We start from the raw sequence: 12,389 nt of genomic DNA, 5'->3' as shown, positions 1-12,389 counted from the left end.
CGCTCCGGGCGGGGCTGTGTCAGCCGTCGTGGGGGCGGGGGTCAGCCGTCGTAGCTGTCGCCGTGCAGTTCGAGGCGGGCCGTGCCGGCCGTGGTGTCGGCCAGCCAGGCGCGGAAGGCGTCGACGCCGGCCGCGGGCAGGGCGATGTCGAAGGTGACGCGGGAGCCGTAGCGCACCCCGCGGATCTGCCGTCCGGTGGACCGCAGATCGTTCTCCAGCCGGCCGGCGCGGTCGTGTCCGACGGTGAGGGTGGCGAGGCGCGAGCGGTGCCGGGTGACCGTGCCGAGCGCGTCGAGGGCGGCGCCCACGGCGCCTCCGTAGGCGCGGATGAGGCCGCCGGCGCCGAGCTTGGTGCCGCCGAACCAGCGGCTCACCACGGCGACCGTGCAGCGGACCTCCCGGCGCAGGAGCATCTGCAGCATCGGCGCCCCCGCCGTACCGCCCGGCTCCCCGTCGTCACCCGCCCGCTGCACCGCGCCGTCGGCCCCGAGGACGTAGGCCCAGCAGTGGTGCGAGGCCGTGGGGTGTTCGGCGCGGACGGCGGCGAGGAAGCCCTGGGCGTCGCCCTCGGTGGCCGCGGGGGCGAGGGCGCACAGGAACCGGGAGCGGTTGACCTCGGTCTCGTGCACGCCGGGGGCCGCGACGGTGAGGTACTGGTCCTGCATGCGGGCCACCCTACGTCCCCCGGTCCGAGCGGGAATGAGCGGGCGGGGGACGTGGTTGAGTCCGGTATGACCGTGGACGCGATCGCGCAGGACCGAGCCGTACGGCGCATGCTGACCGAGATGGGCGAGACCTGGGCGGTGGTGGGGCTCTCCCACAACACCGCGCGCGCGGCGTTCGGCGTCGCCGGGGTGCTGCAGCGGTACGGCAAGCGGATCGTCCCGGTGCACCCGAAGGCCGAGGCGGTCCACGGCGAGCCGGGTTACGCCTCGCTCTCGGACATCCCCTTCCCCGTGGACGTCGTGGACGTGTTCGTCAACTCCTCGCTGGCCGGCCGGGTCGCGGACGAGGCCGTGGCGATCGGCGCGCGGGGCGTGTGGTTCCAGCTCGGCGTCGTCGACGAGGAGGCGTACGCGCGGACGCGGGCGGCGGGCGTGGAGATGGTGATGGACCGCTGCCCGGCCATCGAGATCCCCCTCCTGTGAGCTGAGCCCACTCCCCCGCGGCCTAGTGCGGCGCGGGGACGGAGACGGCCATCGTCATCTCCACGGGGGCCGTGCCCTCGTTCCGGAACCCGTGGGACACGTGTGACTGGAAGGTGGCGGAGGTCCCGGCGGGTACGTCGTGGTCGGTGCCGTCCACGGTGAGGGTGAGCACGCCGGAGCGGACGTGCACCAGTTCCGTCGTCCCGGTCGGGTGCGGGTCCGAGGTGCTGCCCTCGCCCGGCATCAGCACCCAGGACCACAGCTCCAGCGGCCCGGGCGCCTCAGCGCCGGCCAGCAGGGTGCTGTGGCTGCCGGCCTCCGTCGACCACAGCCGTACGGCCTGCTCGGCCGGTACCAGCCGCACCTGCGGGGCCTGGTCGAAGTCGAGCAGGGTGGTGATGCTCACGCCGAGGGCGTCGCCGACTTTCACCACCGTGCCCACGCTGGGGTTGGTCCGGGCCTGTTCGATCTGGATGAGCATGCCCCTGCTGACCCCTGAGCGGGCGGCGAGAGCGTCGAGCGTGAACCCCCGCTCGGTGCGCAGGCGCTTGAGGTTGCGGGCGAGCGACTGGCTGAGGTGGTCCAGGTCGGTCACGTACGGGCCCTCCCCGAGGGATCTGATAGTCCAATATTTTAAATGGATAAGTTCTGCATCGTGGACTACGGTGTGCTGGACTCCAACGTTCACCACACTGTACTGCGAGGTTCCCCATGACCGTGGCGTTCGCCCTGGCCACCAGCCTGATGTGGGGGCTGGCCGACTTCGGCGGCGGACTGCTGACCCGGCGCGTTCCCGCGCTCACGGTCGTGGTGGTCTCCCAGTCCCTGGCGGCGCTCGCACTCGGTGCCGTCGTCCTGGCCACCGGGGGCTGGCAGGAGATCGGCTCGCAGCTGTGGTTCGCGGTGGCCGCCGGGATCGTCGGCCCGATCGGCCTGCTCACCTTCTACCGGGCCCTGGCCCTCGGCCCGATGGGAGTCGTCTCGCCGCTGGCCGCCATGGGCGCGGTGGCCGTGCCCGTCGGGGTCGGCCTGGCCCTGGGCGAACGGCCGGACGCCGTGCAGGCGCTCGGGATCGTCGTCGCCGTCGGCGGTGTCGTCCTGGCCTGCGGCCCCCAGACCGGCGGCGCGCCCGTGCCGCGGCAGACGCTGGTGCTCACCGCGTTCGCCGCGCTCGGGATCGGCGCGGTCATGGCGCTGATCGAGCACGCGTCGGTCACCATGACCGGCCTCTTCCTCGCCCTGTTCGTCCAGCGGCTGTGCAACGTGGCCGTCGGCGGGGCGGCACTGCTGGGCCAGGTGCACCGGGGCGGGCCGGCGCTGCCGCCGGACGGCCGGAGCGGCCTGCGCGCCTCGCTGCCCGCCCTGGCTCTGGTGGGCCTGGCCGACGTGGCCGCCAACGGCACCTACATGGTCGCGGCCCAGCAGGGGCCGGTCACCATCGCGGCCGTACTGGCCTCGCTCTACCCGGTGATCACCGCACTCGCCGCGCGCGGCTGGCTGAGCGAACGGCTCCGGCCGATCCAGAGCGCCGGGGTGGGGCTGGCCGTCATGGGCACGGTCCTGCTCGCGGCGGGCTGACCGGCGTCGGGACGCCCCCGGCCGGCTCACCGTCCCCGGCAGGCGCGGCTCACTCCCGCGGCGGACCCGGCTGCGCCGGCAGCACGTCTGGCCCGGCCCGTTCCGCCAGGGCGAGCAGCTCGGCCGAGGTGACACCCTCCGGAACCGGCACGGGGGCCGGGGTGCGCAGCGGCGGCTGCCAGCCCGCGTCGGCGTCCCAGCGCCGGACGATCCTGGCCGGGGCACCGGCCACGACCGCGTGGTCGGGCACCTCCCCGCGGACGACGGACCCGGCCGCCACCACGACGTTGCGCCCCAGCCGGGCGCCGGGCAGGACGACGGCACCGTGCCCGAGCCAGCTCCCGGCGCCGATCTCCACCGGGGCCGCCCGGGGCCACTGCTTGCCGACCGGCTCGTGCGGATCGTCGTAGGAGTGGTTGGTGGAGGTGACGTAGCAGTAGGGGCCGAAGAACACGTCGTCCCCGATGGTGACCGGGCTGTGCGCGATGACGTGGCTGCCCCGGCCCAGCACCACGCCGGACCCGAGCCGCAGCACCGCCTCCGGGCCGAGGTCGAGATCGGGCATCATCCCGGCGGTCAGGGTCACCTCGGCACCCACGATGCAGTGGTCGCCCAGCTCGATCCAGGGCGCGCCGAAGATCGTGCCCTGCGGAAAGGCGAGCCGGGTGCCGGAGCCGATCCGCCGGAAGGCGTGCGGCCCCGGGCGCTCTGCGGTGACCGCCCCCGCCTGCTGGGCCCAGCGCCAGGCGCGGTGCACCAGCCGGGACGTGATCCGGGAGGCCCGCCTGGCCACGGCCCGGGAGGCGGCCCTGCCCGGCGGTACGGGGACGGCCTCGCCCACGTCAGTCCGCTCCCCGGGCGGCGGCGCGGTGCTGCGCGGCCAGGTCGCGGTAGGCGGCGGCGTTGAGCCGGATGTGCTCCCGCTCCTCCTCCGTGAGCTCGCGCCGGACCTTGGCGGGGACGCCCGCCACCAGCGAGCCCGGAGGCACCCGCATGCCCTGCGGGACGAGGGCCTGCGCGGCGACGAGCGATCCGGCCCCGATCACCGCGCCGTTGAGGACAGTGGCGCCCATGCCGACCAGGACGTCGTCCCCGACGGTGCAGCCGTGCAGGACGGCGTTGTGTCCCACCGAGACGCGCGCGCCCACGGAGACGTCGAAGCCCGGGTCCACGTGGACGGTGCAGTTGTCCTGCACGTTGCTCTCCGGGCCCAGGACGATCGCCCCCATGTCCCCGCGCAGCACTGCGCCGTACCAGACGCTCGCACCGGCGGCGACCGTCACGTCACCCACGACCACGGACGTGGGTGCCGCGTAGGCCTCGGGGTCGACCCGCGGCTCCCTGCCGCCCACGCCCGCGATCAACGCTTCTGCCATCGCCAACTCCTCGTTCGACTGTGCGGTCCCCGCCGTGCCCGGGGTGCACCGTATGCGACGCGGCGGGCACGGGCGCGGGGCGGCTCAGTCGTTCGGCCGCAGCGTCCAGACGATCCGCATGTCGCCGGTGACGTCGCCGTCCTCGCGGGTGATGTCGACCAGCACCGGGAACTCGGGGCGCTGCCCGGCGTCCAGCTCGGCCACCACGTCGGCGACCGGACGCCCGAGGCGGGCGGTGGCGGTCAGGGGGCCCTTGGCCAGCTTCTTGTAGGTGGTCTCGCAGCGGACGGGCAGCGGAACGGCCCGGGAGAGCTGGTCCATGAAGGCCGCCATGACGATGGCGCCGCTGGCCGACTCGGCCAGGGTGAACATCGCGCCGGCGTGCGGGCCGCCGACGTGGTTGTGGTATTCGCTCTGATCCGGCAGCCGGACGACCACGCGCTCCGCGGTGGCCTCGGTGAACTCCAGGTTCAGGGTGCGGACCATCGGCACGGAGGCCGCCATCAGGTCGCCGATCGACGGCAGGTTCTCAGACATGCACCAAACATTACCAGCGAGTAGCTTGATATGGGGCGGATCGTTTCCCCGTTCCGCCTGCGTTCCGCGAATGTCGCGGCCGCGTACCAAAGCGGGGGCGGCCATGGAGGCGTTGGGGAGCCACTCGTAGAGTTCACGTCATGTGGCCAGGACAGCAGCAGCCCGGGGGCGGCCAGAATCCGCAGGAACCCAATCCGTACCAGCAGCCGGGCTATCAGCAACCGAATCCGTACCAGCAGCCCGGACAGGCGGGGCAGCCGGGATCGCAGCCCAATCCCTACCAGCAGCCTGCGGGGCTGGGCCAGTGGCCGACTCCGGCGCCTCCCGGCGTGCCGCAGCCGCCCGGAGGCGGCAAGAGCTCCAAGCGCAACACGATCCTCGCGATCGCGGTCTCGCTCGCCGTCGTCGCCGGAGCGGTCGTGACCGGGGCGATCCTCCTCACGGGCGACGGGGACGAGGGTGACCCCTCGGCGAAGGGCGGCGACACGCCCGCCGCCAGTTCCTCCCCCTCCTCCACGGAGCCGGACCCGTCCGAGGAGCCCGGCGAGGACGACGGCGGCGGAATCCGGGACCCGGACAACCCGCGCGGCAGCGGCGAGTCGGACGACCCCGAGCCGGTGGTCCCCGGCTGGCAGGTCGTCATCAACCCCAAGCACCACAGTGCGTTCGACGTCCCCGAGGACTGGGAACTGGGCACCAAGACGACGATCATCGGCTGGGGTGAGAAGGAGGACCCCGACGCGATGTTCCCCATCCCCCAGGTGGCGATGAGCGCTCCGGCCTACTTCAAGGAGGACTGGTGCGAGGACTCCGAGGGGGGAACGTACTCGCGGACCGTCGTCGGCACCAAGGGCGCGCAGGGCGCGAAGAACACCAGCGAGGCGGCCCTGAACGCGGCGCAGAGCTTCGTCTACTACCGGCACGGCGAGGAGAAGGACAAGGTCGAGTGGACCAAGTCCAAGCCGTTCAAGAGCGACCACGGCATCGAGGGCCACATCGCCGTCGCCACGTCGAAGGGCGCCCAGAAGGAGAACAAGTGCGAGGCGGACGGCAAGGCCGTCGCCGTCTCGTGGCTGGACTCCTCGCGTGAGCTGCGGCTGTGGGTCCTCATCACGGACACCGGGGTGGACGACGAGCTGTCCCAGGAGATGATCGACAAGATCGCCAAGTCGCTGCGCCCCTACGGCGAAGACGAGTGACCCGGTGGCGTCCCGGGCCGGGCGACCGGGGCGCCGCCCGCGCCGGCCCCCGCGGGCGGGCCGGCGGCGAGGGTGCCGGGAGCAGGGCCCGGTCGTCGCGGCCCCGTCGAGGGCCGTGCCCCGGCCGGGTCAGCCGACGCTGAAGGAGCCCGGCGGGGGCTGCGGCGAGGGCACGGCGTCCTCGTCCTGAACGACCGCGGCCCCCGCGGCGAGCCGGCGCAGCCCGGTCCCGTTCTCGACGCGGGCCGGGAAGGGGTCCGCCGCGCAGGCGCGGGCCAGTTCCGCCACCGGGAGCGGAGCCCTGGAGGCGACGAGGACCACGTTGCCGAATCTGCGGCCGTGCAGGACGCCGGGCTCAATGAGGATGCAGAGATGGGGGAAGACGGCGGCCCAGGTGGCCAGTTGGCCGCGGAGGAACGGGAAGGGCGCGCCGTCGGCGAGGTTGGCGGCGTACACGCCCCCGGGCCGCAGGGCCCGGGCGGCGGCTTCGGCGCACTGGCGCGTCGTCAGGTGCGCGGGCACCCGGGAGCCGCCGAAGACGTCGGCGACGATCAGGTCGTGGGCGGCGGGTTCGGCGGACTCCAGCGCCGCACGGGCGTCCTCGGCCTCCACCCGCGTCGCGTCACCGTCGGGCAGCGGAAGGTTCTCCCGGACGAGCCGGAGCAGGGCCGCGTCCGCCTCCACCACCCGCTGCCGCGATCCGGGCCGGGTCGTGGCGGTGTAGCGGGGCAGGGTGAGCCCGCCACCGCCGAGGTGCAGCACGTCCAGCGGGCCGGCGGGCGCGACGGCGTCGATGACGTGCGCGAGGCGGCGGGTGTACTCGAACTCCAGATGGGTGGGGTCGTCGAGGTCCACATACGACTGCGGGGCGCCGTCGACGGTCAGCAGCCAGGCACGGCCGCGGTCGACGTCCGGCAGCAGCCGCGCGGTCCCGTGGTCGACGGGGCGGGTCAGCGGAAGCGCTTCGTTCACGGTTCCATTGTGGGTGTCGCGCAGGTGCACGGGACCGGCACCCCCGAGCCGCCGTTACCGCGCGCGTCACCCGGGAGCCGTCGGGGCTTCACCTTCGTCGGTTACCCTCCCCCGGTGCCCGCGCCCACTCGTCCGAACGTCCCGCACGCCCTCGGCGTACCGCTCGAGGGGCCGGCCGGGACGGACGTCGGCCGCCCGGTCCGCACGCCGTGGCCACGGCTGGGCGCGCTGGTGGTGTTGCTGGCCGCGGGCGCGGCCGCCGTCGCCGTCTTCGAACCCCAGCGGTTCCTGGGCCCGCAGTGGCTGGGAACGCTTCCCACCGCCGTCGCCGTGGGCGTGTTCGTGCTGGGCTACGGCCTCGGTTCGGCGGCCTTCGTCCCGCGCCCGGTGCTGTCCCTGGCCGCCGGGCTGCTGTTCGGGGCCGGGACGGGGACGGCAACGGCGCTCGCCGGTTCGGTCCTGGGCGCCGCGGTGGCCTTCGGCCTGGGCCGGCTGCTCGGCCGGGACGCCCTGCGCCCGCTGCTGCGCGGCCGCGTCCTGCACGCGGGCGACCGGCTGCTGGAGCAGCACGGCTTCCGCTCCGTGCTGGTCCTGCGGCTGCTGCCCGGGGTTCCGTTCGCGCTGACGAACTACGCGGCGTCGGTGTCCCGGGTGCGCTGGTCCGCCGTCCTCGCGGGCACCGCCGTGGGCTCGGTTCCCAGCACGGCCGCCTACGCGCTGGCCGGTGGGCGGGCCACGGACCCGGCGTCCTCCGGGTTCCTGGCCGCCTCCGGCTTCCTGGTGCTCACCGGGGTGGCCGGAGCCCTGCTCGCCCGGCACCGGCGGGAACGGCACCGGCGTGCACGGTCCCGGCAGCGGAGCCGCGAACCGGCGGGTGCCGCGGGCTGAGACCCGGCTCCCCCGTAGCATCAGAGCGGCGCACCACCCTTTTCCACCCATCCACGATCACAAGGACGAGCGCATCCCGACATGACCTGGTTCGAATCATTCATCCTCGGGATCGTCCAGGGGCTGACGGAGTTCCTGCCCATCTCCTCCAGCGCCCACCTGCGCCTGACCGCCGTGGCGGCAGGCTGGGAGGATCCGGGCGCGGCCTTCACCGCGGTGGCGCAGATCGGCACCGAGGCGGCCGTGCTGATCTACTTCCGGCAGGACATCGTCCGCATCCTGCGGGCCTGGTCGCGCTCGCTGGTGGACAAGTCCGCCCGCCGTGACCTGGACGCGCGCATGGGCTGGCTCGTGATCGCCGGCAGCATCCCGATCGGCGTCCTCGGCCTGACGCTCAAGGACTACATCGAGGGCCCCTTCCGCAACCTCCAGCTCATCGCCTTCAGCCTGATCACGCTCGGCATCGTGCTCGGCGTCGCGGACCGGACGGCCCAGCGCGCCGCCGAACGGGCCGAGCGCGGCACCGGCCGCCACCGGGCCACGCGGCCGGTCAAGGGGCTGGAGGACCTCACGGTGCGGGACGGCATCCTGTACGGCTGCTGCCAGGCGCTCGCGCTCATTCCGGGCATGTCCCGGTCCGGTTCGACGATCACCGGCGGGCTGTTCCTCGGGTACAACCGCGCCGCCGCCGCGCGCTACTCGTTCCTGCTGGCCATCCCCGCCGTCCTCGCCTCCGGCCTGCTGGAGCTGACGGAGATCGGTGAGCACGGCGGCCACGTCTCCTGGGGCCCGACGATCCTGGCCACGATCGTCAGCGGCCTGGTGGGCTATGCGGTGATCGCGTGGTTCATGCGGTTCATCTCCACCCGCAGCTTCCTCCCCTTCGTGCTGTACCGGGTGGCGCTCGGCTCGGTCCTGCTGGTGCTGATCTGGATGGGCGTGCTCGACCCGTACGCCGGAGGAGACACGTCGGGCTGAGCGCCCCGAGCCGGAGGCCGGCCGGAGGCACACTGAAAGCAGTCCCGGCCACCGGCGAAGGAGGCGCGCCATGCGGTACGCGCCCTCGCGCTGGTGGGGTGGTCTCGCGGCCCTCGCCGCCGGAGCCCTGCCGGCGCTGGCCTTCCCCGCCCCCGGGCTGTGGTGGCTGGCCTGGGCGGGGCTCGTGCCGTGGCTGCTGCTACTCGCGGCCTCGGCGGACGGGCGGCGGGCGGCGTGGCTCGGCTGGGCGGGCGGTACCGGCTTCATCCTGGCGACGCACCACTGGCTGGCCCCGCACCTCCATGTCTTCGTGCTCCCTCTGGCCGCCCTCGTGGGCGCGCTGTGGGCGCCGTGGGGCTGGCTCGCGCACCGGCTGCTGCGGGACGGCGCCGGGCCCGCCCGGGCCCTCGGTGCCGTGGTGCTGTTGCCCTCGGGCTGGCTGACGGCCGAGCTGGTGCGCTCCTGGGAGTACGCGGGCGGCCCCTGGGGGCTGCTCGGCTCGAGCCAGTGGTCGTGGGAGCCGGGACTGGGGCTGGCTGCGCTGGGCGGGGTGTGGCTGATCGGCTGGCTGATCGTGGGCGTGAACGCCGGGTTGGCGGCCCTGCTCGCGGGGGCGCCGACGCGGGGTGGCCGCGCGGTGGCGGCGGGTGCGCTGGGCTGCTGTGCGCTGGGGATCCTCGGTTCCTGGCTGTGGGCGTCCGCGCCGCGGACCTCCGGTGTGGCGCGGGTGGGCGTCGTACAGCCGGGCGAGCTGAGCGATCCCGTGTCGCGCTTCGAGCGGGGGGTGGAGCTGACGCGCTCCCTGGTGGGCCGGGATGTGGATCTGGTGGTGTGGGCGGAGAGCAGCGTGGGGTTCGACCTGTTCGCCCGTGACGACCTCACCCGGCACCTGGCCGCGCTCTCGGCCGAGGTCGCGGCCCCGCTGCTGGTGAACGTGGACGCCCGGCGGGTGGGCGGACCGGGCATCTTCAAGAGTTCGGTGCTGGTGGACGACGAGGGTCTCACCGGTGACCAGTACGACAAGATGCGCTTGGTGCCGTTCGGCGAGTACGTCCCGCTGCGCCCCGTGCTGGGCTGGGCCACCCGGGTCGGCCAGGCCGCCGAGGAGGACCGGCTGCGCGGCACGGAGCCGGCCGTGATGTCGGCGGGCGGGGTGCGGGCCGGCCCGCTGATCTGTTTCGAGACGGCCTTCCCCGACATGAGTCGGCGTCTGGCGCGGGAGGGGGCGGAGCTGCTCGTCGGCCAGTCGGCCACCAGCACCTTCCAGGAGACCTGGGCTCCGGGGCAGCACGCCTCGCTGGCGGCCCTGCGGGCCGCGGAGACCGGGCGTCCGATGGTGCACGCGACGCTCACGGGCGTGACGACGGCCTACGGTCCGGACGGGGAGCGGGTGGGCCCGCGGCTGGGGACGGACCGCGACGGCGCGGCCGTGTACGCCCTGCCGCTGGCGACGGAGCGCACGCCGTACGTCCGGTGGGGCGACTGGGTGGTCTGGGGGTCCGTGGGGCTCCTCGGCGGGGCCGGGGCGGCGCGGCTCGCCCGTCGGGCCGGCGGCCGGCGGCGCTGAGGCCGTAGGACGCGTGCGAGCCGCTCGTGGCCGTGGTGCGCGCGCTCGGATCCGCGGCACCGGAACGGCACGCGCTGTCCGTCGTGATCTGGTGCGAGGGCGTGCTGTCCAGCTGCTCGGCCGGCTCCTGCCGCGCGACGGCGCCGGACGTGGCGACCCTGCGCACGAGCACCGGGAACTTCTCGACGGCATGCCCGGCGGCCCGGCCCGGGCGGGACGACGAGCGGGCCCGGCCCGGGCGGCCCGCGTGGCGTCCCCGGCCGCGGAGCACACCGGACGGGTGACGGCGGTCGGCGCGATCACCCTCACGGGGAGTTATCTCCCCTCCCCCGGCTGCGGCAGAGTGTGCCGCGTGCGACGCGCCTCATACGCCCTCCTGCTCACCGGAGTCGCCCTGGCCGCGGTGCCCGGGTGCATCACCGTCCCGGCCTCGGGCCGCCCGGCACCCGCCACGCCGGCACCCGGCGCGACCCCCGCCGAGTCCGCGACGGCGCCCGCCCGGGAGTCGATCACCCGGCCGGACCGCCCACCGCCGGTCTCCCCGCGCCCGAGCGCGCGGGGCCGCACGGTGGCGCCCGGTCCGCCCCCGCGTCCCCGGCCGACGGGCTCCCCGCCCGTCCCGGCTGACCTCCCCCGCCCGCCGCGGGAGGGCGACCCGTTCGGCGTCGTACCCGAGCCCGTGGCCTCGCTGGCCGCGGGGACGGACGCCTGCGCGCTGGCCGAGGCGTACGGCGGCTGGCAGCCGGGCAGCGCGATCGGCCGGACGTGCCGGGAGACCCGCGGTCACGGGGCGCCCGGCCGTCCGTGACCCTCGGCGGCCTCGGACAGCCGCAGCTCCATCCGGGCGACGGCGGCCCGGACGCCGCGCCCGTAGGCGTCGTCGTCCAGGGTGTCCAGGACGGCCTGGCAGCGGTCCAGCTCGCGCCGCGACGCCGCGTGCTGGGCGAGCTTGAGGTAGTCGGCCGCGAGGTTGAGGTGGAGCGAGGGGAACAGCCCCCGCGCGCTCCTGGCGGGCCCGCCCCCGGGGGCCGGCCCGCCGCTCATCGCCTCGGCCGCGCCGAGTGCGCGCAGGTCCCAGGCGAGCTCGTCCTGCGGGTCGTCCTGGGTGTCGGCCATGTAGTGGGCGACCGTGAGCCGGTGGAACGGTTCGCCGTCATGGCCGAGTTCGGCCCACAGCTCGGCGAACCGGCTGCGGGCCTCCTCCCGGTCCCCTCCGTGCAGCAGGATCACGGCCTGGCCGATCCGGGTCGTCATCGCCTCGTCGTCCGGCGTGGACTGGTTCACCTGCGTCTCCCGTGACTGCGTGTCCTCTGCGCGGCGCTGGGCGGATGCGGTGTCCGCCGCCCCGACGCTAACCCGCGGCGGCGCCGGACACCGGGCAGGCGCTCAGCCCGCGAGGTCCGGAATGCGCCAGTCGATGGGCTGGTGCCCGTGCGCGGCGACGGCGGCGTCGATCTGCCCGAAGGGGCGCGAACCGAAGAACCTCCTGGCCGACAGCGGCGAGGGATGCGCGCCCTCCACCACGGCATGCCGCGAGGCGTCGATCAGCCGCGACTTCTTCCTGGCGTAGTTGCCCCACAGGACGAACACCGCCGGCTCCTCACGGGCGGCCACCGCGCCGATCACCGCGTCCGTGAACTGCTCCCAGCCCTTGCCCTTGTGCGAGTTCGCCTCCCCCGCCCGCACCGTCAGCACGGCGTTGAGCAGCAGGACGCCCTGCCGCGCCCACGGCATGAGGTAGCCGTTGTCCGGGAGCGGGTGCCCCTGCTCCTCCCGCAGTTCCTTGTAGATGTTGCGCAGGGACGGCGGGACGCGCACCCCGGGGCGCACGGAGAAGCACAGCCCGTGCCCCTGGCCCTCGCCGTGGTACGGGTCCTGGCCCAGGACGAGCACCTTCACCTCGTGGTAGGGCGTCGCCTCCAGTGCCGCGAACACCTCGTCGTGGGGCGGGTACACCGGGCCGCGCTCCCGCTCCTCCTCGACGAACGCGGTGAGCTCCTTGAAGTAGGGCTTGTGCAGCTCCTCGCCGAGTACGTCCTGCCAGGAGGCGGGCAGCATGTCGATCACCTGGTCACCCTTTCCGGTGTGCGTCGGAGGCGCCCGGTGATCTTCACCGGGCGCCTCCGAACGTACAGGTGGCCTCTGA

Annotated in this window: 16 protein-coding genes; 8 read left to right on the top strand and 8 right to left on the bottom strand. The window is 74.7% G+C overall.

Annotation, left to right across the window (positions count from 1 at the left end; genetic code table 11):
- Positions 1 to 41 precede the first annotated feature (41 nt).
- On the bottom strand, positions 42 to 665 hold the full coding sequence (locus O7609_RS24025; protein WP_269732807.1) for a YigZ family protein: 624 nt from the start codon (positions 663 to 665) through the stop codon (positions 42 to 44).
- Between the two features lie 66 nt (positions 666 to 731).
- On the opposite strand from O7609_RS24025, the gene O7609_RS24020 reads away from it, so the two are divergent.
- Positions 732 to 1,148, top strand: coding sequence for a CoA-binding protein (locus O7609_RS24020; protein ID WP_269732843.1), 417 nt, complete (start codon positions 732 to 734; stop codon positions 1,146 to 1,148).
- A gap of 22 nt (positions 1,149 to 1,170) precedes the next feature.
- Here the strand turns inward: O7609_RS24020 and O7609_RS24015 are convergent, their stop codons facing one another.
- Positions 1,171 to 1,743 carry a helix-turn-helix domain-containing protein gene (locus O7609_RS24015; protein WP_269732808.1) on the bottom strand — a complete coding sequence of 191 codons (573 nt, stop codon included), beginning with the start codon at positions 1,741 to 1,743 and terminating at the stop codon, positions 1,171 to 1,173.
- Between the two features lie 116 nt (positions 1,744 to 1,859).
- On the opposite strand from O7609_RS24015, the gene O7609_RS24010 reads away from it, so the two are divergent.
- Entirely contained in the window at positions 1,860 to 2,726 is an 867-nt protein-coding gene (locus O7609_RS24010) for an EamA family transporter (protein ID WP_269732809.1), read from the top strand.
- A gap of 49 nt (positions 2,727 to 2,775) precedes the next feature.
- Here the strand turns inward: O7609_RS24010 and O7609_RS24005 are convergent, their stop codons facing one another.
- The 3 genes from O7609_RS24005 to O7609_RS23995 form a co-directional block, all read right to left on the bottom strand.
- Positions 2,776 to 3,519, bottom strand: a complete 744-nt coding sequence (locus O7609_RS24005; RefSeq protein ID WP_269732844.1) for an acyltransferase — start codon at positions 3,517 to 3,519, stop codon at positions 2,776 to 2,778.
- 49 nt (positions 3,520 to 3,568) lie between these two features.
- Positions 3,569 to 4,102, bottom strand: coding sequence for a gamma carbonic anhydrase family protein (locus O7609_RS24000; protein ID WP_269732810.1), 534 nt, complete (start codon positions 4,100 to 4,102; stop codon positions 3,569 to 3,571).
- A gap of 84 nt (positions 4,103 to 4,186) precedes the next feature.
- Positions 4,187 to 4,639, bottom strand: a complete 453-nt coding sequence (locus tag O7609_RS23995) for a DUF4442 domain-containing protein (protein WP_269732811.1) — start codon at positions 4,637 to 4,639, stop codon at positions 4,187 to 4,189.
- 140 nt (positions 4,640 to 4,779) lie between these two features.
- Here O7609_RS23995 and O7609_RS23990 point away from each other — a divergent pair, with 140 nt between their 5' ends.
- Positions 4,780 to 5,838, top strand: coding sequence for a hypothetical protein (locus tag O7609_RS23990; protein WP_269732812.1), 1,059 nt, complete (start codon positions 4,780 to 4,782; stop codon positions 5,836 to 5,838).
- 129 nt (positions 5,839 to 5,967) lie between these two features.
- Here O7609_RS23990 and O7609_RS23985 read toward each other — a convergent pair whose 3' ends face one another.
- Entirely contained in the window at positions 5,968 to 6,810 is an 843-nt protein-coding gene (locus O7609_RS23985) for a spermidine synthase (RefSeq protein ID WP_269744244.1), read from the bottom strand.
- Between the two features lie 114 nt (positions 6,811 to 6,924).
- Here O7609_RS23985 and O7609_RS23980 point away from each other — a divergent pair, with 114 nt between their 5' ends.
- From O7609_RS23980 to O7609_RS23960, 5 genes are all read left to right on the top strand, one after another.
- A complete protein-coding gene (locus O7609_RS23980; protein ID WP_269744243.1) occupies positions 6,925 to 7,698 on the top strand; it encodes a TVP38/TMEM64 family protein in 774 nt (257 codons plus the stop codon).
- Between the two features lie 81 nt (positions 7,699 to 7,779).
- Positions 7,780 to 8,676 (top strand): undecaprenyl-diphosphate phosphatase, encoded by an 897-nt coding sequence (locus O7609_RS23975; RefSeq protein ID WP_269744242.1) that lies wholly within the window; start codon positions 7,780 to 7,782, stop codon positions 8,674 to 8,676.
- A gap of 70 nt (positions 8,677 to 8,746) precedes the next feature.
- Entirely contained in the window at positions 8,747 to 10,243 is a 1,497-nt protein-coding gene (gene lnt / locus O7609_RS23970; RefSeq protein ID WP_269744241.1) for an apolipoprotein N-acyltransferase, read from the top strand.
- Positions 10,244 to 10,278: 35 nt separating this feature from the next.
- The gene (locus O7609_RS23965; RefSeq protein WP_269744240.1) at positions 10,279 to 10,527 is read left to right on the top strand and encodes a hypothetical protein; all 249 of its coding nucleotides are present in this window, start codon (positions 10,279 to 10,281) and stop codon (positions 10,525 to 10,527) included.
- A gap of 68 nt (positions 10,528 to 10,595) precedes the next feature.
- Entirely contained in the window at positions 10,596 to 11,051 is a 456-nt protein-coding gene (locus tag O7609_RS23960; RefSeq protein ID WP_269744239.1) for a hypothetical protein, read from the top strand.
- On the opposite strand, the gene O7609_RS23955 is transcribed toward O7609_RS23960, so the two are convergent.
- Positions 11,027 to 11,527 (bottom strand): hypothetical protein, encoded by a 501-nt coding sequence (locus O7609_RS23955; protein ID WP_443072213.1) that lies wholly within the window; start codon positions 11,525 to 11,527, stop codon positions 11,027 to 11,029. The genes O7609_RS23960 and O7609_RS23955 overlap by 25 nt on opposite strands.
- Before the next feature lie 102 nt (positions 11,528 to 11,629).
- Positions 11,630 to 12,301, bottom strand: a complete 672-nt coding sequence (ung, locus tag O7609_RS23950) for a uracil-DNA glycosylase (RefSeq protein ID WP_269737128.1) — start codon at positions 12,299 to 12,301, stop codon at positions 11,630 to 11,632.
- Positions 12,302 to 12,389: the final 88 nt, after the last annotated feature.

The sequence above is a fragment of the Streptomyces sp. WMMC1477 genome (assembly GCF_027460245.1).
Lineage (GTDB): Bacteria > Actinomycetota > Actinomycetes > Streptomycetales > Streptomycetaceae > Streptomyces.
The sequence above is the reverse complement of the archived record's forward strand: the minus strand, read 5'-3'. Positions and strand labels throughout refer to the sequence as shown.

Coding starts and splice junctions, on each gene's coding strand:
- O7609_RS24025 (WP_269732807.1), bottom strand. CDS start 665: ATGCAGGACCAGTACCTCACCGTCGCGGCCCCCGGCGTGCACGAGACC.
- O7609_RS24020 (WP_269732843.1), top strand. CDS start 732: ATGACCGTGGACGCGATCGCGCAGGACCGAGCCGTACGGCGCATGCTG.
- O7609_RS24010 (WP_269732809.1), top strand. CDS start 1,860: ATGACCGTGGCGTTCGCCCTGGCCACCAGCCTGATGTGGGGGCTGGCC.
- O7609_RS24000 (WP_269732810.1), bottom strand. CDS start 4,102: ATGGCAGAAGCGTTGATCGCGGGCGTGGGCGGCAGGGAGCCGCGGGTC.
- O7609_RS23995 (WP_269732811.1), bottom strand. CDS start 4,639: ATGTCTGAGAACCTGCCGTCGATCGGCGACCTGATGGCGGCCTCCGTG.
- O7609_RS23990 (WP_269732812.1), top strand. CDS start 4,780: ATGTGGCCAGGACAGCAGCAGCCCGGGGGCGGCCAGAATCCGCAGGAA.
- O7609_RS23975 (WP_269744242.1), top strand. CDS start 7,780: ATGACCTGGTTCGAATCATTCATCCTCGGGATCGTCCAGGGGCTGACG.
- lnt (WP_269744241.1), top strand. CDS start 8,747: ATGCGGTACGCGCCCTCGCGCTGGTGGGGTGGTCTCGCGGCCCTCGCC.
- ung (WP_269737128.1), bottom strand. CDS start 12,301: ATGCTGCCCGCCTCCTGGCAGGACGTACTCGGCGAGGAGCTGCACAAG.